Annotated in this window: 17 protein-coding genes; 8 read left to right on the forward strand and 9 right to left on the reverse strand. The window is 61.5% G+C overall.

The window, feature by feature from the left end; translation table 11 throughout:
• The first annotated feature begins 36 nt into the window (after positions 1-36).
• Positions 37-4,722, forward strand: coding sequence for a dermonecrotic toxin domain-containing protein (locus tag OO258_RS05175; RefSeq protein WP_266029081.1), 4,686 nt, complete (start codon positions 37-39; stop codon positions 4,720-4,722).
• Between the two features lie 44 nt (positions 4,723-4,766).
• Here OO258_RS05175 and OO258_RS05180 read toward each other — a convergent pair whose 3' ends face one another.
• From OO258_RS05180 to gpmI, 4 genes are all read right to left on the reverse strand, one after another.
• The gene (locus tag OO258_RS05180; RefSeq protein ID WP_266029082.1) at positions 4,767-5,534 is read right to left on the reverse strand and encodes a divergent polysaccharide deacetylase family protein; all 768 of its coding nucleotides are present in this window, start codon (positions 5,532-5,534) and stop codon (positions 4,767-4,769) included.
• A gap of 8 nt (positions 5,535-5,542) precedes the next feature.
• Positions 5,543-6,859 carry a S41 family peptidase gene (locus tag OO258_RS05185; protein WP_266029083.1) on the reverse strand — a complete coding sequence of 439 codons (1,317 nt, stop codon included), beginning with the start codon at positions 6,857-6,859 and terminating at the stop codon, positions 5,543-5,545.
• A 78-nt stretch (positions 6,860-6,937) separates the two neighbouring features.
• A complete protein-coding gene (locus tag OO258_RS05190; RefSeq protein ID WP_266029084.1) occupies positions 6,938-8,254 on the reverse strand; it encodes a murein hydrolase activator EnvC family protein in 1,317 nt (438 codons plus the stop codon).
• Positions 8,255-8,518: 264 nt separating this feature from the next.
• Positions 8,519-10,054, reverse strand: a complete 1,536-nt coding sequence (gpmI, locus tag OO258_RS05195) for a 2,3-bisphosphoglycerate-independent phosphoglycerate mutase (protein ID WP_266029085.1) — start codon at positions 10,052-10,054, stop codon at positions 8,519-8,521.
• Positions 10,055-10,261: 207 nt separating this feature from the next.
• On the opposite strand from gpmI, the gene OO258_RS05200 reads away from it, so the two are divergent.
• From OO258_RS05200 to secB, 3 genes are read left to right on the forward strand one after another with little or no spacing between them, the layout of a single operon-like run.
• A complete protein-coding gene (locus OO258_RS05200; protein WP_266029086.1) occupies positions 10,262-10,675 on the forward strand; it encodes a rhodanese-like domain-containing protein in 414 nt (137 codons plus the stop codon).
• Position 10,676: 1 nt separating this feature from the next.
• On the forward strand, positions 10,677-10,931 hold the full coding sequence (gene grxC / locus OO258_RS05205) for a glutaredoxin 3 (protein ID WP_003249204.1): 255 nt from the start codon (positions 10,677-10,679) through the stop codon (positions 10,929-10,931).
• A gap of 39 nt (positions 10,932-10,970) precedes the next feature.
• Positions 10,971-11,456: a protein-export chaperone SecB gene (gene secB / locus OO258_RS05210; RefSeq protein WP_110745128.1), complete on the forward strand. Its 486-nt coding sequence runs from the start codon at positions 10,971-10,973 to the stop codon at positions 11,454-11,456.
• 130 nt (positions 11,457-11,586) lie between these two features.
• Here the strand turns inward: secB and trmL are convergent, their stop codons facing one another.
• Positions 11,587-12,048 carry a tRNA (uridine(34)/cytosine(34)/5-carboxymethylaminomethyluridine(34)-2'-O)-methyltransferase TrmL gene (gene trmL, locus OO258_RS05215; RefSeq protein WP_012274606.1) on the reverse strand — a complete coding sequence of 154 codons (462 nt, stop codon included), beginning with the start codon at positions 12,046-12,048 and terminating at the stop codon, positions 11,587-11,589.
• Between trmL and OO258_RS05220 the strand changes: the two genes are divergently transcribed.
• Positions 12,047-12,484 carry a hypothetical protein gene (locus OO258_RS05220; RefSeq protein WP_266029087.1) on the forward strand — a complete coding sequence of 146 codons (438 nt, stop codon included), beginning with the start codon at positions 12,047-12,049 and terminating at the stop codon, positions 12,482-12,484. The genes trmL and OO258_RS05220 overlap by 2 nt on opposite strands.
• 466 nt (positions 12,485-12,950) lie before the next feature.
• Here OO258_RS05220 and ntrC read toward each other — a convergent pair whose 3' ends face one another.
• From ntrC to glnA, 3 genes are all read right to left on the reverse strand, one after another.
• On the reverse strand, positions 12,951-14,387 hold the full coding sequence (ntrC, locus tag OO258_RS05225; protein WP_266029088.1) for a nitrogen regulation protein NR(I): 1,437 nt from the start codon (positions 14,385-14,387) through the stop codon (positions 12,951-12,953).
• Complete coding sequence (gene glnL, locus OO258_RS05230) at positions 14,384-15,469, reverse strand: nitrogen regulation protein NR(II) (protein WP_110745124.1); 1,086 nt, start codon at positions 15,467-15,469, stop codon at positions 14,384-14,386. Before glnL ends, ntrC begins: the two co-directional genes overlap by 4 nt.
• Positions 15,470-15,832: 363 nt before the next feature.
• Positions 15,833-17,239 carry a type I glutamate--ammonia ligase gene (gene glnA / locus OO258_RS05235; RefSeq protein WP_110745123.1) on the reverse strand — a complete coding sequence of 469 codons (1,407 nt, stop codon included), beginning with the start codon at positions 17,237-17,239 and terminating at the stop codon, positions 15,833-15,835.
• 425 nt (positions 17,240-17,664) lie between these two features.
• On the opposite strand from glnA, the gene thiI reads away from it, so the two are divergent.
• Both thiI and typA read left to right on the forward strand, forming a co-directional pair.
• Positions 17,665-19,119 carry a tRNA uracil 4-sulfurtransferase ThiI gene (gene thiI / locus OO258_RS05240; protein ID WP_110745122.1) on the forward strand — a complete coding sequence of 485 codons (1,455 nt, stop codon included), beginning with the start codon at positions 17,665-17,667 and terminating at the stop codon, positions 19,117-19,119.
• Positions 19,120-19,247: 128 nt separating this feature from the next.
• Positions 19,248-21,068, forward strand: a complete 1,821-nt coding sequence (typA, locus tag OO258_RS05245; protein ID WP_027921032.1) for a translational GTPase TypA — start codon at positions 19,248-19,250, stop codon at positions 21,066-21,068.
• A 108-nt stretch (positions 21,069-21,176) separates the two neighbouring features.
• On the opposite strand, the gene OO258_RS05250 is transcribed toward typA, so the two are convergent.
• Positions 21,177-21,581 carry a YkgJ family cysteine cluster protein gene (locus OO258_RS05250; protein WP_003249225.1) on the reverse strand — a complete coding sequence of 135 codons (405 nt, stop codon included), beginning with the start codon at positions 21,579-21,581 and terminating at the stop codon, positions 21,177-21,179.
• 184 nt (positions 21,582-21,765) lie between these two features.
• On the opposite strand from OO258_RS05250, the gene OO258_RS05255 reads away from it, so the two are divergent.
• The gene (locus OO258_RS05255) at positions 21,766-24,216 is read left to right on the forward strand and encodes a glycogen/starch/alpha-glucan phosphorylase (RefSeq protein ID WP_110745121.1); all 2,451 of its coding nucleotides are present in this window, start codon (positions 21,766-21,768) and stop codon (positions 24,214-24,216) included.
• Positions 24,217-24,466: the final 250 nt, after the last annotated feature.

Here is a 24,466-nt window from a genome sequence, read left to right on the forward strand (position 1 = left end):
GACGCTGTGTGGTTCATTCCATCACGAGTCCTGGTCATGTCCGCCACTCACGCGCACAACCTCAATCACGCAGTCGCCGCCCAGTTCGCCAGCCGTCCCACGTTTCGCCAGGTCGCGGGCGAACGGATCATGAACGTGATCCTGGAGCACTATCCTCTGGTCGGCGTGCATCGCCCTGAAATGACCTCCGCTGCACCGCTGTACCTTCTGTCCCTGCAGCCGGATGGTGTCTGGCACCCTCAGCCGCTCGTGGATGTTGTGCTGCAAGCCATGCTTGAGGCTAAACCGCTGGACTTCGCCCCAGCAGGTGACTACCGCCTTAGCCTGAACCCGCCCAGGCGCTTTTTCGCCATCGAGTCGAGCTTTGAAACTGCCGAGGGCGATTTGATCGAGCCCTCGCGTTTGACCGATGCCCTGAATGCGTTGGTGCCTATGCTGCGTTGGCACTTCCAGCAAGCACAGATCGACTATTGGAACGGCGATGCCACGATCGACCGGGACCTCTGGTTGCAGCAGGTGTTGCGTGCCACTCTGCTCGATGGCCTGAAAGACGAGGCGCTGGACGACGAACAAAGCAAGCTTCTGCGTGACCTGATGATGGGCAATCGCACCGGGCTGGATGTGCTGCTGGTGCGGGTGGCGTTACGTGAGGGCGGCGCCACATTCCATGAGTTGTTGCCCGGCTTGCTGATTACCGCCTCCAGCGAGGTTCGTGAGCTGACGCTCTGGTGTTCTCCCGACGGCCTGGTGCGCAGTTTCGATTCCCAGGCAGCATTCGGGGCTGCGTTGCACATGCGGATGGCTGATCGATACCGGTTTGATGAGTTGAGCTGGCAAGGCCTGGCGGTCGAGGGCGACGCTTTTGCCGCGTACAGCGCCCTGTTGCTGGAAATCTTGCTCGAGCGCTTGGCCCGCCTGCGCTGGAGCGCGATCGACAGCGTCGACCAGCTGGAGCGGTACTGCCATTTGGCCTGCGACCCTGCGTCTTTTTTTGCCGAGTTCAGTGACTATGGCACTGGTGGGCTGGGCCTGGCGCTGCCCAAGGGCCTGTCGCGAGCCGATACGGATAGCCAGACCGCCTACCTGCAAGCCATGCTCGACTTGTCGCTACTGCAACAGCACAGCGCGGCCCTGGGTGGTTCGGCCGGCCTGCCGGACTTGCACACCTACGCAGCGACGCGCCTGCGCGAGGAAATGCTGCATGACCACCCGGTAGATGCCAATTACTTCCCTGATGACCTTATCCTCACCGTCGAAACCTTTGTCAGTGACGGTCACGGGCTAGGCTTCGGCCAGAAGACCGGCGACAAGACGTTGACCTTGACGCAGTTGGCGATCGGCCGCCTGGATGCCACCGCTGGAGGGGTGGTGACTCACATCGCGCACCGTGAAAACCAACTGATCATGAAATGGATGACCATTGACTACATCCGTGAGTTGGTGCGGCGAGTCGATATCGGCGGCAGTTATCCACGGCATGTGCAGTCGATTCTTGATCGCTCGGCGAGTCGCGCCGAACACATCTCGGCATTCGCCATACGCTGGCGTATCACCCTGATGTTCGATGCTGCGCGGGCGCGGGCAGTCAAACGGCTCGACAAGTTCGCCTACGGCGCCCTGGCAGAATTCTGCCGTAGCGGCCAGGAAGGTGCAGCGGCTGTGCGGATTGCACCGCTTGCGTTCAAACGCGCGCCGACATCAGAGAGGGTCGACGTGGCGCATGGTTTCTACGTGATCGAACTCATCGAGTTGGGTGCTCATCTGTTGTACTGCCCGCTGTACACCGACAAGGCACTCATTCAGTTCGACAGCGCTCAGGCACTGTTGGATGCGATCAGCAGCCCGGGGGCGTTGCAGGACAGCGTGCTGCTCTGGATCGAACAAGCGCAGCGTGCGGTTTACGACAATGGCGGCTTCCGGGAACCGCACTTGCCCCAGTGGCAGCTCGACCCTTACACGCTCCCGGAGAAACCGCAGCCTGTTCGGTTGGCACTGCAATTCTGGGCGCAGGACGTGGATCGGCAGATGTTCGAAGCGAAGGGCCGGATGCTGCTGGAACTGGCGGATCGCAGCGCCATGAGCAACAGCGAGGTGCGCTGGCGGCTGGTCACGGCGTTTTCCTGGGAGCTGCTGAATGTCGTGCTCCCTGTGTTGCCGGGCCCCCTCACCTCGGTTGCCTGGCTCTATATCGGCATGCGCAGCTTGATCAGCGATGTGCACGGCCTGGCCAGCACGGACCTTGACGAGCGTATCCAGGCGATGGTCGATGTGCTGAACAATACCTTGCTGGCTTTGGTCCACCTGCAGACCCCGAAACTGGCTGCGCCGGCGGTTTCTGGCGACCTGCCGCCATTGCTGTTTGAGGGGCCGCCGGCAGGCAATGGCATCGAGCTGGCGAATCTGTCCACAGCAACGCGGGAGCCCACTGCCTCGGTCGACACGCTGCAGGCCATGGCCAATACCCACCTCGATTTTTCCTGGCGTGGGGCGGGGGGGCTTAACGGCTTGTCGAAGGCCCAGCGCGAGCACCTGCAGACCTTGGCGGCCAGTGTTTCGCTGGAAGGGCGCGAACCGCAGACGCAGGGCATGGCTGCTGGGCTGGTACGCGTCGAGGGCGATTTCTATGTGTCGCTGGACGGTCACGTTTATCGAGTCAGCCTTGAGAATGCCGGCCCTCGGATCATGGGCCCGGACGGCACGCTTGGGCCCTACCTGATGCGCGATGGCGACATCTGGTTCCTCAACAATTCACACCTGCATGGTGGCAGTGGTCGCTCGGGCCAGCTGGCCCGGGAGCGGCTGCGCAAGAAGCTTAGCGAGCCGGTCGCCAAGGCTCAGACGGAGATCGAGCGGCAAATCTTGGAAGCGGAGGCAATGACCAAGGATTTCAACGCGTTGAGCGAGCAAATTGTGGGTTTGCGTGATCCGGTGAAAAAAGTCGAGGAACGGCTGAAAAAAGACCCGCCAGCCGACCCGGGCGAACGTGCGCAATTCGAGCAGGCTACCGAGTTGTTCAACCGCAAGTACCAGCAATTGCTCCAGCAGACCAATGAACTTCGCACCCAGCGCCTGGCGTTGAACGACAGGCTGTTCGCGGGATATCTCGAGGCCGAACGCAACATTGTCTTCGTGCTCGACAAGTCAAGTTTTTCGCCGCAGGACGGCAGCGTGAGAGACCAGCGTATGCTCTTGGCCCAAGTCCGCAAGAGCCTTATCAGCTATGGCATGTTCTTCATGGATGAGCTGCTGGCCTTGGGTGGCTTCAGGGAATATGACCGCCTCACCAACGCACTCAACGTTGCGCCGCCAGAGCAAAAGTCCGAGTTGTATGCCAGATACCGGACGATGCTGGAGAAGATGCTCGAAGAGCAGCCCAGGATCATCAAGGCCTCCAGCCAGCTGGATCGCCTGTTGGCGGTAACCGATATCGACATGCAAGTGCCTTACACCGATGCCACCCTGAGTGTCTCGGGCATTATCGGAACTCGCAAGACGACCACGATCAACATCCGGTTTTTCCAGGCCATGGGCCTGGTCGAGCTGGCCCTGCAGTGGCACAAAGGCACGCCTACCCAGCACTACATGATTTTCCGCCAGGCGCTCGCCAGCCAGCGCCTGCGGGTGGCCGCACAAACGCATCATCTGCTGATGTTCTGTGACCTGCCTGTCGCCGAACGAATCGAGGTGCTGCAAAGTGCGTGGAACGAATACCTCGCGGCAATTCTCAACGCCGAACGGATCAAGACACTCGGTAGCAAGCTCATCGATGTCCAGCGCCTCGAAGCCTACAAGCAACAGATGGTTGAGCTGAAATCCATCGCTGGTGAGGCATTGGTGGAGGCCATGCGCGAACAGGCGGACGGTCAGGCCCGTGGCACGCGTCGTGCGGTTTATCCACAAAGGAGCCTGCAGGTGGCCCATACCCGGGCGGGCCAGGTAGTGATTGGCAGCGAAGCGGTGGTCGATGGGCAGCCGGTGCTGCAAGTCGCAGGGGCTTTCAACAAGAACGTAGTGTATCGCTTCCAGAAGCAGGGAAACGCCTGGGTGGAACAGGTAGCGGCCGGCGAACCGGAACCGCAGTCCCGCACTTCGACGCCGGACTCTGAACGGAACAACCGGGAACTGGCCGGGGCCATACTGGCCCAGAACGAAAACGTCATCGCGCAAGCCCGAGACCTCGTTGCCAAGGATGCAGACGACATGGGCCTGATGTCGATGCTGGACAGCCAGATCAACGAAGTAGCCGAGCTGCGTGAACAGCTCAGCGATGCCGACGCAGAGCAAGCGCTGCTGGCGGGTATGGACGATGCGTTGATTCTGTTGCGGCAGGCCCGCCGCGACTGTTTGGTAGAGCTTTACAGCAAGACGCGCTACCCAGGTTACAGAGGGTTGAACTTTCTCCATCAGCAGGGCTTGCTCGCCGTGGAATATGTCGGGCCTCGGCAGGTGGTCTCCGATGGGTATCTGGACGAATACCGGATCAGCCTGTTGCGTGCTCCCGGCGAGGCCCTCGGCAAACCCTTGTGGGCCGCGCATTTCCACTTTGCCGACTCCCAGGCTGCGCCGACGGCGTTTGGCAAAGGCCATCTGAAACTGTGGAGCCAGCGCAAGATGGGCTATCGCGAGCAAATGAAAGCGGCGAGCGAGGGGCAGGTCCTGAGTATTTACCGGGGTAATCTGACCTACGCACAGTCCAAGGATGTAATCCCGTTCAACCTCTGAACAGTCGCATTGTCCGCCTCGCGGCAGGCCGCGATCGGCAAACGCTAGCGATTGCTGTAACGGCCATGCTTACCGTGAGGAGGCATGGCCTGGTTGCCACGTATGGCGATCATCTGTTGCAGCGTGATCAGTTCGACACCCAACTGCTTGAGCCGTGGAATTTGCCTTTCCAGTACCGCTAGCGTTTGCGGGTAGGGGTGGCCGATCAACACGGCCGAGCCTTGCTTTCGGGCCAGCTCGATGCCCTGTTGCAGCTGAGCGTCGATGGCTTCCGGCGTGCGCACGTCATCCAGAAATACATCCCGCGACACATGCGCGACATCCTGTGCTTGCGCTTCGGCTGCCGCGACCGTAGCGGCACTGGTGCGGCTGTCGACAAAGAACAGGTGGCGGCGCTGCAACTCACCCATCAACCAGGTCATCGGCTCACGTTGGGCAGTCATGCGGCTGCCCATGTGGTTGTTGATGCCGGCGGCGTAGGGCACCTTGAGCAGGGCGGCGTCGAGGCGCCTGGCCAGCTCTTCGATGGCAATGCCTGGGTGCCAGGCATAAGGCCCTGTGGCCGGGTCCATGGGCATATGCAGGATCACCGTCCTGCCGGCCTTGTGCGCCTGGCGGGCGAAGTCGCTGGCATGCGGGGTGTCGGGCATGATTGCCATGGTCACCGGCCCGGGCAAGGCCAGGGTCCGGCTGTCGCGCTCCGGGCTTTGGCCCAGGTCGTCGATGATGATGCTCATGTAGGCCTTGGCGGCCGTTCCCGCTTGCGCGACCCCGGCCATCAGGCAGAACAGCAGACACAACAGATAACGCATTGGGGGTATCAGTCGCCCTTGGTGATGTTCAGGCCCTTGAGCAAGCTCAGTGCCTGGCTCAGCTGGAAGTCGTCATCCTGCGGGCGCTCCTTGCGCTTGCTGCTACCGGTCGGGCGGTCTGCACCGCCGTTGCCGTTGCCCAGGTGGCCTTGCAGGTCGGCTTCCTTGAAGTTGTCGGTATCGACTTCGGCGGTCAGCTTGGCCGGGCGCACTTCGATGTCGGGGACAATGCCCTGGGCCTGGATCGAGCGGCCGTTGGGGGTGAAGTACAGCGCGGTGGTCAGCTTCAGCGCTCGGTCGTTGGCCAATGGCAGCACGGTCTGCACCGAGCCCTTGCCGAAGCTGTCGGTGCCCATCAGCACGGCACGCTTCTGGTCCTGAAGGGCGCCGGCGACGATTTCCGAGGCCGATGCGCTGCCGCCGTTGATCAGCACGACCAGTGGCACGCCTTCGCTGGCGTCGGCCGGGTCGGCCGAGAAGCGCAGTTCGGAGTTGGCGATACGGCCCTTGGTGTAGACGATCAGGCCCTTGGTCAGGAAGTGGTCGGCCACTTCCACTGCCGATTGCAGCACGCCACCGGGGTTGTTGCGCAGGTCCAGCACCACGCCGCGCAGCTTCTTGCCGTTGTCCTTGCGCAGCTTGGCCAGCGCCTTGCCCACCTCGTCACCGGTCTTGACCTGGAATTGGGTGATACGGATATAGCCGTAGTCGTTTTCCAGCAGCTGGCTCTTCACGCTCTTGACCTGAATGACCGCACGGGCCAGGGTCACGTCAAACGGGTTGCCGCCGTCACGCACCAGGGTCAGGGTGATTTTCTCCCCGACCTTGCCACGCATCTTGTCGACCGCTTCGGTCATGGTCTGGCCACGGGTCGGCGCGCCGTTGATCTTGACGATCAGGTCGCCGGCCTGCACGCCGGCACGCGAAGCCGGGGTGTCGTCGATTGGCGACACCACCTTGATGAAGCCGTCTTCCTGGCCCACTTCGATGCCCAGGCCACCAAATTCGCCGCTGGTGCTTTCCTGCAGCTCCTGGAAGTCCTCAGGGCCGAGGTAGGCGGAGTGGGGGTCGAGGTTGCTGAGCATGCCCTTGATGGCGTTTTCCAGCAGGGTCTTGTCGTCCACCGGCTCGACGTAAGCGGCCTTGATGCGGTCCATGACCTCGGCGAAGGTGCGCAGTTCTTCCAGCGGCAGCGGCGCCTTGGCGGTCACCTCGGTGGCGGGTACTGCGGCTGGCTTGGCCGGCTCTGCGGCGGCGGCCAGGGGCGCGCCGACCGCCAGGGCGATGGACAGGGCCAGCTGGGTGAGACGAGGCGAGTGCAGCATGTCGAACGAACTCCTGATCCTGTAATAGCTCCCTGGGGAGCAGCGGCGCAGCATTCAGGCTACGCCGTAGAAATTTGATTAGCCTCGGCACCACTGTGAAGGGTCGGTCGGCCGGCCCTGCTGGCGAATGGCGAAGTACAAGCCTGCCGCGTCCTGGCCACCGCTGTCGCCAACGGTGGAAATGGCATCACCGGCCTTGACGATATCACCGGCGCTCTTGAGCAGGCTCTGGTTGTGGCCGTACAGGCTCAGGTAACCGTTGCCATGGTCGAGAATGACGAGAAGCCCGGCACCGCGCAACCAGTCGGCGAACACCACGCGCCCGCCGTGTACTGCGCGAACCTGTGTACCAGGGTTGGCGCTGATCATCACCCCGTCCCACTTGGCCCGGGCATCGCTGCCGCGCGCATCGCCGAAGCGTGCCAACAATCGACCATTGACCGGCCATGGAAGTTTGCCCCGTGCAGCAGAAAAAGCGCCGCCGTAGTTGGCGCCGTCGCTGGAAACCATCGGCCCGAGGGTAGTGCGGGCCTTTTTCGGCGGTTCCACAGGCTCGGCGGGCTCACGGGCCTGCTCGCGGGCAGCGGCAGCGGCCAGGGCTTCCTGCTGACGGCGTTTTTCTGCCTCTTGCCGGGCCAGCAAGGCCTTCTTGCGCGCTTCTTCAGCCTCGCGTGCCTGGCGCGCCAGGGTTTCCTCGATGGTCTTGAGCACTTTGGCCAGGTCGGCCTGGTCCTGCTCGCGGGCCTGCAGCTTCTGGTCGCGGTCCTTCACATCGCTGTTGAGCTTGGCCAGGACCTGCTGGCGCTTGCCGCGTTCGGTTTCCAGCTCCTGGCGGCGGCTGTCGAGATCGGCGCGTTGGGCGAGCAGCTGTTGTTGCTGGCTGGAAATCTCCTGCTCGACGTTGGCCAGTTGGCGCAAGGTCTCGTTAAAGGTGCGCAGTTGTTCCAGGCGCGCCTTGCTCAGGTAGTCGTAGTAGGTGAGGGTGCGGGCGAATTTTTCAGGGTTCTGCTGGTTGAGCAGCAGCTTGAGGTATTCCTCGCGGCCGTTGTTCTGGTAGGCCGAACGGGCCTGGATGGCGATCAGTCGCTGTTGTTCAACGCGGGCGCTCTGGAGTTTTTTTTTCTCGGTATCAAGGCGCTCCAGCTCGCCCTCGGTCTTTTTTAGTTCTTGCTGCAGCCCCTCTACCTGCTTTTCGAGGTTGCCGATGTCGGTCTCGGTGGCTTTGAGGTCCTTTTGCACACCGGCCTTTTCTTCCTGGAGCTTGCCCAGCGTCTTTTTGAGCTCGGCAATGTCCTGGCGGGTGGCGTCCAGTTGCTGCTGGGTCTGTGCGCGCTCATCGGCAAAGGCCGGGCTGAGCAGGCAAGACAGGGCTAGGAGGATCAGGGCGCGAAGCATGGGGTTTGGCGTACCAAGGATGGAGACCGGCTTAGTATGCCCGCGTGGGCAGGCAAAAAAAACGCCTCGCTGCAGGTGCAGGGGGGCGTTTGTCTGGAATTCATGTGCAATTGGGGCCGCTTCGCGGGGCGCGCCCGCTCCCTCAGGTATTCATGCAGGCCTTGGCCTGCCCCCAAGAAGTTGGGCACCCCTTGGCGGGCAGTGCAGCTTGTGGGAGCGGGCTTGTCCCGCGAATGGGCTGCAATGCAGCCCCTTTGTCGCCAGTCAGGCGTCGACAAGAATCGACGTACCGGTCATTTCAACCGGCTTTTCCAGCCCCAGCAGCTTCAGCATGGTCGGCGCCACGTCAGCCAGCACGCCGCCATCACGCACTTTGAGATTGCGCTTGCCCACATAGATGAACGGTACCGGCTCGGTGGTATGCGCGGTGTGCGCCTGGCCGGTGCACTCGTCTTCCATCTGCTCGACGTTGCCGTGGTCAGCGGTGATCAGCGCTTCGCCGCCGACCTTGCCCAGCGCCTCGACAATGCGGCCGACGCAGGTGTCCAGGGCTTCCACTGCTTTGACCGCGGCTTCGAACACGCCAGTGTGGCCGACCATGTCGCCGTTGGCATAATTGACCACAATCACGTCGAAACGCTGTTGCTCGATGGCTTCAACGATGCGGTCGGTCACTTGCGGGGCGTTCATTTCCGGCTGCAGGTCGTAGGTGGCGACCTTTGGCGACGGGATCAGGATGCGCTCTTCGCCTTCGAAGGGTTCTTCGCGGCCGCCAGAGAAGAAGAAAGTGACGTGGGCGTACTTCTCGGTTTCGGCGATGCGCAGCTGGGTCTTGCCGTGCTTTGCCAGATACTCGCCCAGCACGTTGTTCAGGCTGGACGGGGCAAAGGCTGCCGGCGCTGCAATTTTAGCCGAGTACTGGGTCAGGCCGATGTAGGCCGCCATTTTGGGCAGGCGCGCGCGGCTGAACTCGCTGAAGTCCGGCTCGACGAATGCACGCGAAAGCTCGCGGGCGCGGTCGGCGCGGAAGTTCATGAACACCACGGCGTCGCCGTCCTCCACCTTGGCCGCTTCGCCAATGCGTGTGGCTTTGACGAATTCGTCGCTCTCGTCACGGGCGTAGGCTGCTTCCAGCCCGGCCAGGGCGGTGTCGGCGGTGTATTCGGCAGCACTGTCGACAATCAGGTTATAGGCGGCGCTGACGCGGTCCCAGCGGTTGTCGCGGTCCATGGCGTAGTAGCGGCCGATCAAGCTGGCAATGCGGCCCTTGCCCAGCCTGGCGAAGGTGGCGTCGAGCAGTTCGATGGACGATTGCGCGCTGCGTGGCGGGGTATCGCGGCCATCGAGGAAGGCATGCAGGTAGATTTTCTCGGCACCGCGCTGGGCGGCCAGTTCGGCCATGGCCACCAGGTGATCCTGGTGGCTGTGTACGCCGCCGTCGGACAGCAGGCCAAGGATGTGCACAGCCTTGCCTGCACCTACGGCCTTGTCCACAGCGCCGGTCAGCACCGGGTTCTGGAAGAACTCGCCGTCGCGGATGGCCTTGGTCACCCGGGTGAAGTCCTGGTAGACGACGCGGCCTGCACCGAGGTTCATGTGACCGACTTCAGAGTTGCCCATCTGCCCGTCCGGCAGGCCGACATCCATGCCTGAACCGGAAATGAGGCCGTGCGGCTGGGTAGCGCGCAGGCGATCGTAGACCGGTGTCTTGGCGGCAAAGATGGCGTTGTGTTCGGGGATTTCGCTGTGGCCGAAGCCATCCAGGATAACCAGGACCAGGGGTTTGGGCGTGCTCGTCATCAATCAAACTCACGGTTGTTCAAAGATGATAAAGACACGCATTTTAGGGCAAATACGCCACCTGCGGCGAATAATCGTCCCATTCCCCCGACCGGCGTGCCTGCGGCATCAACATGAAGCTGGCTTTGTGGCCGGCCAGCCGGGCTTTGGTGGCACCAAGGGGCTGTGTATACTGGCCGGCATTTTCAATCGCCTGGAACACCGCTGATGGTTGCTCACCTGATTCAATTCGCGACAGATCACTACATCCTGGTTGCGATCTTCTTCATTCTGCTGGTCTTGCTGCTCATCAATGAAATCCGCCGTGGCGGCCAGAGCCTGAGCAATGGCCAGCTGACTGCCTTGGTCAATGCCGAGAAGGCGCTGGTGATCGACATCCGCCCGGCCAAGGAGTACTCCGCCGGTCACATCGTCGGTGCGGTGAACATCCCGCAGGACAAGCTGGCCAACCGCATGAACGAGCTGGACAAGCACAAAGAGAAGACCCTGATCGTCGTCGACGCCATGGGCCAGCAGTCCGGCACCATTTGCCGCGAGCTGCTCAAGGCTGGTTACAACGCCGCCAAACTGAGCGGTGGCGTTTCCAGCTGGAAAGCCGATAACCTGCCCCTGGTGAAGTGATATGAAGCCCGTCATCGTCTATTCCAGCGACTATTGCCCCTACTGCATGCGCGCCAAGTACCTGCTCGAGAGCAAGGGCGTGGCCTTCGAGGAAATCAAGGTCGACGGCAAACCGCAGGTTCGCGCCGAGATGAGTCAGAAGGCCGGCCGTACATCGGTGCCGCAGATCTGGATCGGCAGCACCCATGTCGGTGGATGCGATGACCTCTATGCCCTGGAGCGTGCCGGCAAGCTCGACGCGCTGCTGGCGGCCTGATTTGCACTGCATTCAAAAACATTAGGATAAGGATCTGCCATGACTGACCAACAGACCAACGGCGCTGCTGCAGAAGACAACAGCCCTCAGTTCTCCCTGCAGCGTATCTATGTGCGCGACCTGTCGTTCGAAGCCCCGAAAAGCCCGCAGATCTTCCGTCAGACGTGGGAGCCGAGCGTTGCCCTGGACCTGAACACCAAGCAAAAAGCCCTGGAAGGTAACTTCCACGAGGTGGTGCTGACCCTGTCGGTTACCGTCAAGAACGGCGACGAAGTGGCATTCATCGCTGAAGTGCAGCAGGCTGGTATCTTCCTGATCGCCAACCTCGATGCGGCTTCGATGAGCCACACCCTGGGTGCGTTCTGCCCGAACATCCTCTTCCCGTACGCCCGTGAGACCCTGGACAGCCTGGTGACCCGCGGTTCGTTCCCGGCGCTGATGCTGTCCCCGGTCAACTTCGACGCCCTGTACGCGCAAGAAATGCAGCGCATGCAGGAAGCCGGCGAAGCGCCGACCGTTCAGTAATCGCGACCGGTATCAGAAAAGCGCCTCTCGGGGCGCTTTTTTATTGCCTGTTCCGGCCTCTTCGCGGGGCAAGCCCACGTTCAATGTGGGAGCGGGCTTGCCCCGCGAAGAGGCCGTTCCTGCCAGTGCATCAACTCCCGGCAAACCCGTTCTGCCGCCACGCCTCGTATACCGTCACCGCTACAGTGTTGGACAGGTTCAGGCTGCGGCACCCGGGCCGCATCGGCAGGCGCAGGCGTTGCTCGGCCGGCAGGCTGTCCAGCACCTCGGCCGGTAAACCGCGGCTCTCCGGCCCGAACAGGAACGCATCGCCAGGCTGATAGGCCACCTCATGGAACGGGTGCGAGCCCTTGGTGGTGAAGGCGAACAGCCGTGGGTTGCCCAGGCTTTCCAGGCATCCGGCCAGGCTCTCGTGGCGCTTGAGCGTGGCATACTCGTGGTAATCCAGCCCCGCACGGCGCAGGCGCTTGTCATCCAGTTCGAAGCTGATGGGTTCGATCAGGTGCAGGTGGCAGCCGCTGTTGGCGCACAGGCGAATAATATTGCCGGTATTCGGCGGAATCTCTGGTTGAAAAAGGATGACGTGAAACATGCACGGCTCCAAGCGTGAAGATGACGGGCATTCTACCCCCGAACCGGACGTGCGTTCGAAGGCGATGCCGCGAATGATGCTTTCGCTGGCAATCGTCGGTGTGATGGTGGGGCTGATGATCGGCCGCCTGACCACGCCAGACGAGCGCGAGTTGCAGCAGGTGCAGGTGGTGCAGGAAGGCCTTGAGCTGTGGTTCAACGAAGAGCCCAAGCTGCACGGCGAGAACGTAGAAGGTACGGTGGCGCTGCTGTTCCAGGCCCAGGGCAAGCCCCAGCAGGGGCAATTGAGCCTCCAGGGCAAGCCGGTGAGCTGGCGGGTGCAGAACAGCAAGGAAGGGTTGTTGCTGACGGTGGTGGCGGCGCGCCCCCTGCACGGCGAGTGGTCGGGTGCAGAGGACGCGGGGCGCTGGCGGGTGCAGGTGACACTGCACGAATAAAAGAGGGGATTTCCCGGCCTGCCTGTACCAGGGTCCCCAAAAGGGCTACGGCGTATTGCGTGTAAAGGGGGGATGGCCCGGCCTGCCTGTACCGAGGTCCCCAAAAGCGGCGGTGCTGCAAATAAAAGAGGGGTTCACCCGGCCTGCCTGTACCAGGGCCCCCGAAACTGGGTATGTATTAGGTATTGCAGGGGGCGTGCCAGTTTTGCAAAACCCATGAATACTGGGCTTTGCGGGTGATTTGGCCGGGTTTTGAGGGGATTTGTGCCTTCGAGAGGTGCAGCCGGCACAGGAACGGTGCATTCAGAAGGCTGAAATGACTGGGGCCGCTTTGCGCCCCATCGCGACACAAGGCCGCTCCCACTGGATCGCATCAGCCAGGGGGCAGAGGTGATCCAGTGGGAGCGGCCTTGTGTCGCGATGGGCTGCAAAGCAGCCCCAGCAATCTAAAAGTCTAATTCAGAGCTCAGTGGTCATCACCTTCCTCATCATCCCCCCCGGCCACATTCATCCCCAGCTCCTTGATCTTGCGCGTCAGGGTATTGCGCCCCCAACCCAGCAACAGTGCCGCATCGCGACGGCGACCGGCGGTGTGCTTGAGTGCCGTCTCGATCATGATCCGCTCAAAGCTCGGCACTGCGCTGTCCAGCAGGTTGGTCTGGCCGCGCGCCAACGCCTGGTCGGCCCACTGGCGCAGGGCCTGCTCCCAGTTGGTCACGGGCGCAGCGTCCTGCGGCAGGTTCAGCAGTTCGGGCGGCAAGTCACCGATCAGTACTTCGCGGCTGGAAGCCATCACCGTGATCCAGCGGCAGGTGTTCTCCATCTGCCGCACGTTGCCCGGCCATGGCAGGTTGCGGATGAACTCCTCGGTCTCCGGCTTGAGAATCTTCGGTTCGACTGACAATTCCTGGGCGGCACGGGCGAGGAAGTGACGGGCCAGGGCGGGGATGTCTTCGCGGCGGTCGGCCAGGCGCGGGATATGAATGCGGATGACGTTCAGGCGGTGGAACAAGTCCTCGCGGAACTTGCCGGCCTGCACCAGCGATTCCAGGTTCTGGTGGGTGGCGGCGATGATGCGCACATCGACTTTGACCGGCACGTGGCCGCCCACGCGGTAGAACTCGCCATCGGCCAGCACCCGCAGAAGACGGGTCTGGGTGTCGGCAGGCATGTCACCGATTTCGTCGAGGAACAGCGTACCGCCGTCCGCCTGCTCGAAACGGCCGCGGCGCAGGTTGGCAGCCCCGGTGAAGGCCCCTTTCTCATGGCCGAACAACTCGGACTCCATCAAGTCCTTGGGGATGGCGGCCATGTTCAGCGCAATGAACGGCGATGCCGCACGCGGGCTATGGCGGTGCAGTGCGTGGGCCACCAGCTCTTTACCGGTACCGGACTCGCCGTTGATCAATACAGTGATATTGGAGTGGCTGAGGCGACCGATGGCGCGGAACACCTCCTGCATTGCAGGGGCTTCACCGATGATTTCCGGGGTGCGGGCCAGGCTCTGCGGTACATCCAGGCCTTGTTGCTCCTGGGCGTGCTGGTTGGCGCGCTTGACCAGCGACACTGCCTCGTCGACATCGAACGGCTTGGGCAGATACTCGAAGGCGCCGCCCTGGTACGAGGCCACCGCACTGTCCAAGTCGGAATGCGCGGTCATGATGATCACCGGCAGGCGCGGGTGCTGTTCGCGAATCTGCGCCAGCAGGTCGAGGCCGCTGGCGCCCGGCATGCGAATGTCGGAAATGATCACGTCCGGCTGCTGGCGCGCCAGGCGGCCCATTACACCGTCTGCGCTGTCGAAGCTCTGGGTGGTCATGCCTTCCTGTTGCAGGGCTTTTTCCAGGACCCAGCGGATGGAGCGATCATCGTCGACGATCCATACGGTTTCACTTCGGCTCATGAGGCGGTGGCTCCTTGTTCCAGGGGCAGGTAGATCGAGAAGGCAGTGTGCCCGGCGTGGCTTTCACACTCGATCAGGCCCTGGTGCTGGCTGATGATGTTCTGGGTAATGGCCAGGCCCAGCCCGGTACCGTCCGGGCGACCGCTGACCATGGGATAGAAGAGGGTGTCCTGCAGTTCCGGCGGGATGCCCGGGCCGTTGTCGATGATTTCAACGCGGGCGACCAGGCGATGGCGCACGTGGCCGATGGTGAACTGGCGCAAGGCACGGCTGCGCAGTGTGATGCGGCCCAGGCGCAGTTCGTTTTGAGAACTGATTGCCTGCATGGCATTGCGCACGATGTTCAGTACCGCCTGGATCATCTGCTCGCGGTCGATCAGCACGTCCGGCAGGCTTGGGTCGTAGTCGCGCACCAAAGTGATGCAGCCCTGGCTCTCGGCTTCGACCAAGCTGCAGACCCGCTCCAGCACCTCGTGGATGTTGGTCATGGCCAGCGACGGCAGTTTGTTCGAACCGAGCATGCGGTCGACCAGGTTACGCAGGCGGTCGGCCTCTTCGATGATCACGTTGGTGTAGTCGCGCAGGCCGTCCTCGGGCAGCTCGCGGGCCAGCAGCTGGGCCGCGCCACGGATGCCACCGAGGGGGTTCTTGATTTCGTGGGCCAGGCCGCGCACCAGCATCTTGGTGGTTTCCTGCTTGCTCAGCTGGGCCTCTTCCTTGGTGATGCGCAGTAGCCGATCACGCGGGTGTACCTCCAGCAGCAGCAGGGTCTGGCCCTGATGCAGGATCGGCGTTACCGCGTAGTCGACAGTGATGGTCTGCCCGGTCAGCGAAGTGAGCTGCGCTTCACGCTTGGTGAACGGGTGCGCCTGCTCTACCGCCTGGCGCAGCGAGCTGAGCGCTTCGGTCGACTCGGTGAACAGTTCGCTGATGAACTGCCCATGGCTGCGCTGGCCACTGACCGCCAGCAGCATTTCTGCGGCCGGGTTCATGTACTCCAGGCGCAGCTCGGCATTGAGCAGCAAAGTGGCGGTGGTCAGGTTGTCCAGAAGCAGACGGTGCTGTGCATCGCTGATGGTCATAGGGCGGCGTTGACCTCTTTTGGCGCTTGCCTGGCACTGCTTTGGCCAGGGCCGGACACGGGTTGGGTCCGCTGATGCGAGACTCTGCAGAAGAAAATGCAAGAAACAAACCAAAGCTCCGAAAAGAAGCGGGATTTGCCCAGAAAGGCCTGTATCTGCGCAAATTCGGATCAGAAACCCTTGGTGAAACGTTTAACTTGAACCAGATTGGGGAGCAATTCAGGGCATGGCGCTAAATTGTGCACCAAGTTAGAGCATAGCGCGGCGGGCGGGTTGCAGTGCATGGGCATGGGGCGCACAAACGAAAACGGCCTCCCGAGGGAGGCCGTTCGATCATGTTACCGGCGCGGGGTGCCGGTCAGATCAGCAGCTGTAGTACAGCTCGTATTCCAGCGGGTGTACGAAGGTACGGACCTTGATTTCTTCTTCGCTCTTCAGTTCGATGAAGGCGTCGATGAAGTCATCGGAGAACACGCCGCCCTTGGTCAGGAACGCACGGCCTTTATCCAGCTCTTCCAGAGCTTCTTTCAGGCTGCCGCACACTTGCGGGATGTTCTTGGCTTCTTCTGGCGGCAGGTCGTACAGGTTCTTGTCGGCCGCGTCGCCTGGGTGGATCTTGTTCTGGATGCCGTCCAGGCCAGCCATCAGCAGGGCCGCGAAGGCCAGGTACGGGTTGGCCGATGGGTCTGGGAAGCGTGCTTCGATACGGCGGGCTTTAGGGCTGCCGACGTATGGAATACGGATCGAGGCGGAACGGTTGCGGGCCGAGTAGGCCAGCATTACCGGGGCTTCGAAGCCTGGTACCAGACGCTTGTACGAGTTGGTCGACGGGTTGGTGAAGCCGTTCAGGGCCTTACCGTGCTTGATGATACCGCCGATGAAGTACAGGGCGGTGTCGGACAGGCCGGCATAGCCTTCACCCGAGAAGGTGTTCTTGCCGTCTTTCCAGATCGACATGTGTACGTGCATGCCCGAGCCGTTGTCACCGTACAGTGGCTTCGGCATGAAGGTAGCGGTACGGCCGTAAGCGTCGGCAACGTTGTGCACGACGTACTTCAGGGCCTGTACTTCGTCTGCCTTCTTCACCAGGGTGTTGAACTTGACGCCGATTTCGTTCTGGCCGGCAGTCGCCACTTCGTGGTGGTGAACTTCAACGGTCTGGCCCATTTCTTCCAGAGCGTTGCACATGGCAGTACGGATTTCGTGGTCGTGGTCGAACGGTGGAACTGGGAAGTAGCCGCCTTTCACGCCTGGACGGTGGCCTTTGTTGCCGCCTTCCACGTCAGCGCCAGTCATCCACGAGCCTTGCTCGGAGAAGATCTTGAACATCGAGCCGGAGATATCCGAGTGGAACTTCACTTCGTCGAAGATGAAGAACTCTGGCTCTGGGCCGGCGAATACGGTGTCACCGATGCCGGTGCTCTTCAGATACTCTTCAGCGCGCTTGGCGATGGCGCGTGGGTCGCGATCGTAGCCCTGCATGCTCGACGGGTCGACGATGTCGCAGGTGATGATCAGGGTTGGTTCTTCGGTGAACGGGTCCAGAACGGCGGTCTCGTCGACCGGCATCAGGATCATGTCGGAAGCTTCGATGCCTTTCCAGCCAGAGATGGAGGAACCGTCGAACATTTTGCCGACTTCGAAGAAGTCTTCGTCCAGCGCATCACGCGACGGCATGGTCACGTGGTGCTGAATGCCTTTGGTGTCCGTGAAACGCAGATCAATCCACTTGACGTCATGATCTTTGATGAGTTGAACCGACTTCGACATGTTGTCCTCCGGATGGTCTAGAGCGCGGTGGGCCGCTGCCCTGGAAAAAGGGTGTTGCCGGGCGCGGATAGTCGGCCAAGCTTACCTGCCTCACAAGGGAGCAAATTGCATGCCAGTGCCCGAAAATGGCGAGGGCGGGATAAAAGAAGGCGTTTGCGGGCATTTGGCGGTGGGGCAGGCTGGGAAAGTGCACCTTTAAGATGCGGTATTTGGCGGTGATGCACCAATAGGGTGCGCGCCTTGGTTTTTTGTGGTGCCCGTGAGATCGCGCGCCGCGCGGACGGCGCGCGATCTCACGGGCACCACAAAATCCGGCTGTGCATTTATCTGAAAGCTTCTGATCAAAAGTTGGTCAAATCCTGAGCAATTTCCGCTATAATTCGCGCCCCTCATTTTTCGGCAGGCCAGGCGCGCGCTGTTAACCAATGAAACTTATCGTCAAAGTCTTCCCAGAAATCACCATCAAGAGCCGGCCGGTGCGCAAGCGCTTCATCCGTCAGCTCGGCAAGAACATCCGCAACGTGCTCAAGGATCTCGACCCTGAGCTCGCGGTCGATGGTGTCTGGGACAATCTCGAAGTGGTCACCCGCGTCGAAGACGAGAAAGTGCAGCGCGAGATGATCGAACGCCTTACCTGCACCCCGGGTATCACCCATTTCCTGCAGGTAGAGGAATACCCGCTGGGTGACTTCGACGACATCGTCGCCAAGTGCAAGCACCACTTCGGCCACCTGCTGGCCGGCAAGCACTTCGCCGTGCGCTGCAAGCGCGGTGGCCACCACGATTTCACCTCGATGGACGTCGACCGTTACGTCGGCAGCCAGCTGCGCCAGCAGTGCGGTGCCGCCGGCATCGAGCTGAAAAACCCCGAAGTGATGGTGCGCATCGAGATCCGCGACCAGCGCCTGTACGTGATTCACAACCAGCACAACGGCATCGGCGGATACCCGCTGGGTGCCCTTGAGCAGACCCTGGTGCTGATGTCCGGCGGCTTCGACTCTACCGTCGCGGCCTACCAGATGATGCGCCGTGGCCTCATGACCCACTTCTGCTTCTTCAACCTCGGCGGCCGTGCCCACGAGCTGGGCGTGATGGAAGTGGCCCACTACCTGTGGAAAAAGTACGGCAGCAGCCAGCGGGTACTGTTCATCAGCGTACCGTTCGAAGAAGTGGTTGGTGAAATCCTCAACAAGGTCGACAACAGTTACATGGGCGTGACCCTCAAGCGCATGATGCTGCGGGGCGCCGCCCATATGGCCGACCGCCTGCAGATCGACGCGCTGGTGACCGGCGAAGCGATTTCCCAGGTGTCCAGCCAGACCCTGCCGAACCTGTCGATCATCGACTCGGCCACCGACAAGCTGGTACTGCGCCCGCTGCTGGCCAGCCACAAGCAGGACATCATCGACCAGGCCACCGAAATCGGCACCGCGGACTTTGCCAAGCACATGCCTGAATACTGCGGCGTGATCTCGGTAAACCCGACCACCCATGCCAAGCGTCACCGCATGGAGCACGAAGAAAAGCAGTTCGACATGGCCGTGCTGGAGCGCGCGCTCGAGCGCGCCAAGTTCATTTCCATCGACCATGTGATCGATGAGCTGGGCAAGGACATCGAAATCGAGGAAGTGGCCGAGGCGCTGCCAGGCCAGATCGTCATCGACATTCGCCACCCCGATGCCCAGGAAGACGAACCTCTGGTGCTGGACGGTATCGAAGTCCAGGCCATGCCGTTCTACGCCATCAACAGCAAGTTCAAGCACCTGGACCACACGCGCCAGTACTTGCTGTATTGCGACAAGGGTGTGATGAGCCGTCTGCACGCACACCACCTGCTCAGTGAGGGACATGCCAATGTGCGTGTTTATCGTCCGACATAAGACGCCGGGGCTGTATGGCGGCAGTATCCGCCATCGCCCTCCCGACCGCCGGGCCCGCTGAGCCTTAAACAGTACATATTGGCCGCCTACACTGGGCGGCAACCAAATCCTCTGATCGAGATACACTTGTGATCGAAAATCTGCGTAACATCGCCATCATCGCCCACGTTGACCATGGTAAAACCACCCTGGTCGACAAACTCCTGCGTCAGTCCGGCACTCTGGAGCGTAACGAGCTCAACGACGAGCGCGTCATGGACTCCAACGACCAGGAAAAAGAGCGCGGTATTACCATTCTGGCGAAAAACACCGCCATCAACTGGAACGGCTACCACATCAACATCGTCGACACCCCCGGCCACGCCGACTTCGGTGGCGAGGTTGAGCGTGTAATGTCGATGGTCGACTCCGTGCTGCTGCTGGTCGACGCCCAGGACGGCCCAATGCCGCAAACCCGCTTCGTAACCAAGAAGGCGTTCGAAGCCGGCCTGAAGCCAATCGTCGTGATCAACAAGGTTGACCGCCCGGGCGCGCGTCCTGACTGGGTTCTGGACCAGATCTTCGACCTGTTCGACAACCTCGGTGCCACCGACGAACAGCTGGACTTCAAAGTCGTCTACGCCTCGGCCCTGAACGGCATCGCCGGTCTGGACCACACCGCCATGGGCGAAGACATGACCGCGCTGTACCAGTCGATCGTCGACAACGTACCGGCGCCGGACGTTGACCGTGACGGCTCGTTCCAGATGCAGATCTCCGCTCTGGACTACAACAGCTTCCTCGGTGTTATCGGTGTTGGCCGTATCGCCCGTGGTCGCGTCAAGCCGAACACCCCGGTTGTCGCCATCGACACCAACGGCAAGAAGCGTAACGGCCGTATCCTGAAGCTGATGGGCCACCACGGTCTGCACCGCGTGGACGTCGAGGAAGCCCAGGCTGGCGACATCGTCTGCATCAGCGGTTTCGACGAGCTGTTCATCTCCGACACCCTGTGCGCCCCGGACGCGGTAGAAGCGATGAAGCCGCTGACCGTTGACGAGCCAACCGTATCCATGACCTTCCAGGTCAACGATTCGCCGTTCTGCGGTAAAGAAGGCAAGTTCGTCACCAGCCGCAACATCAAGGACCGTCTGGACAAAGAGCTGCTGTACAACGTTGCCCTGCGCGTTCAGGAAACCGATTCCCCTGACAAGTTCAAGGTATCGGGCCGCGGCGAGCTGCACCTGTCGGTGCTGATCGAAACCATGCGTCGTGAAGGCTTCGAGATGGCTGTAGGCCGTCCTGAAGTGATCATCCGCGAAGTCGACGGCGTCAAGCAGGAGCCGTTCGAGAACGTCACCATCGACATCCCTGAAGAATCTCAGGGCAAGGTCATGGAAGAGATGGGTCTGCGTAAAGGCGACCTGACCAACATGGTGCCGGATGGCAAGGGCCGTGTTCGCCTGGAATACAACATTCCAGCCCGTGGTCTGATCGGTTTCCGTAACCAGTTCCTGACCCTGACCAACGGTGCAGGCATCCTGACCTCGATCTTCGATCGTTACGACACCATGAAGTCGGGCCAGATGTCCGGCCGTCTGAACGGTGTTCTGGTTTCGGTCGAGACCGGCAAGGCCCTGACCTACTCGCTGGAAACCCTGCAGGCTCGCGGCAAGCTGTTCGTCGAGCACGGCCAGGAAATCTACAACGGTCAGATCATCGGCCTGAACAGCCGCGACAACGACCTGGGCGTGAACCCGACCAAAGGCAAGAAGCTCGACAACATGCGTGCTTCGGGCAAGGACGAAGTCATCGCCCTGGTACCGCCAGTTCGCCACACGCTGGAACAGGCTCTGGAATTCATCCAGGACGACGAGCTGTGCGAAGTGACGCCTAAGTCGATCCGTCTGCGCAAGAAGATCCTGGACGAAGGCGAGCGTACCCGCGCAGCCAAGAAAGCCAAGAACTGAGTTAGCTCAGGCTGAATGAAAACGCCCCCGGTCGAAAGGCCGGGGGCGTTTTTTTTGTCTGGGTTTTTGTGCCGGTGGTACCGGCCTCTTTAGGCTGCAGACAATAGGTCAGCGCCCAACCACCTTGGGCTTGTAAGCACAATACCCCGGTCGCGGCCCGACCTTGGGGTGGTTGCGGCAGGTATCCGGGCGCTTGTCATAAATGGTGCACAGGCGGCTTTTACGATCCAGATACATGCAGTCGTCGTTGCTCATCCGGGTCAGGGTGAAGATCCCGGACTTCTGGTTGAAGCGCTCGATGATGCCTTCTTTTTGCAGGCGCTTGGCCACGTTCTTGGGGGGTTCGTCTTTTTCGAACTCGTCGACCACGCCGATACGGATCAGATCCTTGATCTTCACCTCTACCGGCAGGGTGCAGCAGGTCGAATGGCAGCCATGGCACATGTTGCTGGTGTAGCGCTGCCAGGTCTCCAGGCGGTCGACTTCGGCCGCGGCGATCAGGGTCGTTTTCATCTTTATAGGGTGGATCACGGTCTTGGGGCGCGCGATGATACCGGAATTGTTCAATTTATGAACAACCTTTTGCCGGAATCGCAGAGTGGGCATGAAAACTGCGAACCGTAACTGTCGCTCCCTGTCGAAGGGTCTAGTCTCAACACTCTCCCTCCGCTTTCGTCAACTTGCCCGAGGATGCCGCATGTCCCAGGAACCCAAAGCACGTGACGCCGAAGTCGCGGATTTTCGCGCTGCTGTACTGAACAAGCTGACCTACGCGGTCGGCAAGGATCCGGAGCACGCCTTCGACCATGACTGGTTCGAAGCCATTGCCCTGGCCGCGCGCGATCACATGGTCGACCATTGGATGGACCACACCCGCCGAGCCTATCGACGTAGCCAGAAGCGGGTTTACTACCTTTCCCTGGAATTTCTCATTGGCCGTCTGCTCTACGACAGCCTGAGCAACCTGGGCCTGCTGGACATCGCCCGCGATGCACTGGAAGGCCTGGATGTGGACCTGGAGCGCATCCGCTTGCTCGAGCCGGATGCCGCGCTGGGCAACGGCGGCTTGGGGCGCCTGGCCGCGTGCTTCATGGAGAGCATGTCGACCTTGGGCATTGCTGCCCACGGCTATGGCATCCGCTACGAGCACGGGCTGTTTCGCCAGGCGGTGGTCGATGGCTGGCAGCAGGAGCAGACCGAGAACTGGCTGGACTTCGGTAACCCCTGGGAATTCGAACGTGCCGAGGTGATCTACCCGATCAGCTTTGGTGGCAGTGTCGAAACGGTGCACGACAGCCAGGGCAACCAGCGCCAGGTGTGGTGGCCGGGCGAAACGGTGCGGGCGGTGGCATACGACACACCCGTGGTCGGGTGGCGTGGCTCCAGCGTCAACACCTTGCGCCTGTGGCGAGCACGGGCGCTGGAAGAGCTTCATCTGGAGCGTTTCAACGCAGGTGACCACCTTGGCGCCGTGGCTGAAGTGGCGCGGGCCGAGAGTATTTCGCGGGTGCTGTACCCGGCTGACAGTACCGAAGCGGGGCAGGAGCTGCGTCTGCGCCAGGAATACTTCTTTGTCTCGGCATCGTTGCAGGACCTGCTGCGCCGCCACCTCAACATGCACGATAGCCTGCTCAACCTGCCCGATGCGGCGGCCATCCAGCTCAACGATACCCACCCGTCGATTGCCGTCGCCGAGCTGATGCGCCTGCTCGTCGACCAGCATGAAATCCCCTGGGACAAAGCCTGGGAGCTGACCGTCGGCACGCTCGCCTATACCAACCACACCTTGCTGCCCGAGGCCCTGGAAACCTGGCCGGTGGCGTTGATGGAACGCATGCTGCCGCGGCACATGCAAATCATCTACCTGATCAACGCCTACCACATTGACAGCCTGCGCGCCAAAGGCCTGCACGACTTCGACGTGCTGCGGGCAGTGTCGCTGATCGAGGAAGACAATGGTCGCCGGGTGCGCATGGGCAACCTGGCGTTTCTTGGCTCGCACAGCGTCAACGGCGTATCGGCGCTGCACAGCAAGCTGATGAAAAGCACGGTGTTCGCCGAACTGCACAAGCTTTACCCGCAGCGAATCAACAACAAAACCAACGGCATTACCTTCCGCCGCTGGTTGTACCAGGCCAACCCGCCACTGACCGAGATGCTGGTCGAAGCGCTGGGTCCCGAGCTGAAGGACGACCCGGAAGGGCGCCTGGCCGGCCTGGTGCCGTTCGCCGACAAGGCCGGTTTCCGCAAGCAGTTCGCCGCCCAGCGCCTGCACAGCAAACGCGCCCTGGCCAGCATCATCCAGGACCGCATTGGCGTAACGGTAAACCCCGAAGCGCTGTTCGATGTGCAGGTAAAGCGCATCCACGAGTACAAGCGCCAGCTGCTCAACCTGCTGCATACCGTGGCGCTGTACCAGGCCATGCGCAACGACCCGGGCACCGACTGGGTGCCGCGGGTGAAGATCTTCGCCGGCAAGGCTGCTGCCAGTTACCACCAGGCCAAGCTGATCATCAAGCTGGCCAACGATATCGCCCGGGTGGTGAACAACGACCCGACTGTGCGCGGCCTGCTGAAGGTCGTATTCCTGCCCAACTACAACGTCAGCCTGGCCGAGAGCATCATCCCGGCGGCAGACCTTTCCGAGCAGATATCCACTGCAGGTTACGAAGCCTCCGGTACCAGCAACATGAAGTTCGGCCTGAATGGCGCGCTGACCATCGGCACCCTGGATGGCGCCAACGTCGAGATGTGCGAGCAGGTGGGGGCTGACAACATGTTCATTTTCGGCCTTACCGCGCAGCAGGTCGAGGCTCGGCGCAAGGCCGGGGACTTCGGTGCCAGTGCAGCGATTGCGGCATCTAGCCGTCTTGGCGATGTGCTGCAGGCCATTCGCAGCGGGGTGTTTTCGCCGGACGACCCGTCGCGCTACAGCGGGTTGATCGATGGACTGGTGGCGTATGACCGCTTCCTGGTGTGCGCCGACTTCGATGCCTACTGGGATGCCCAGCGCCGGGTCGAGGAGCTGTGGCACACACCGCAGGAGTGGTGGCGCATGGCAGTGTTGAATACCGCGCGGATGGGCTGGTTCTCGTCGGATCGGACCATTCGCGAGTATGCGACCGATATCTGGAAGGCTTTGGATTGAGCATGTGGGGCCGCGTTGCGGCCCATTCGCGGGGCAAGCCCGCTCCCACAGTATCTCCGCTGCCTTGAAGGCAGCGCAAAAAACCTGTGGCAGCGAGCTCGCCGCGCGAATGGACTGCAAAACATCCCACTCGACAGCCGGCCTGGCCAAGGCTGAACTACCGACCTATTGTGCCGTCTGAGAGCCGTGGCGAGTCTCATCACTCGCTAGCCTGCAACTCTCCCTGTAAACTGCGGGGGTTTTTTATCTC

The sequence above is a fragment of the Pseudomonas sp. DCB_BI genome (assembly GCF_026240995.1).
Taxonomy (GTDB): Bacteria; Pseudomonadota; Gammaproteobacteria; order Pseudomonadales; family Pseudomonadaceae; genus Aquipseudomonas.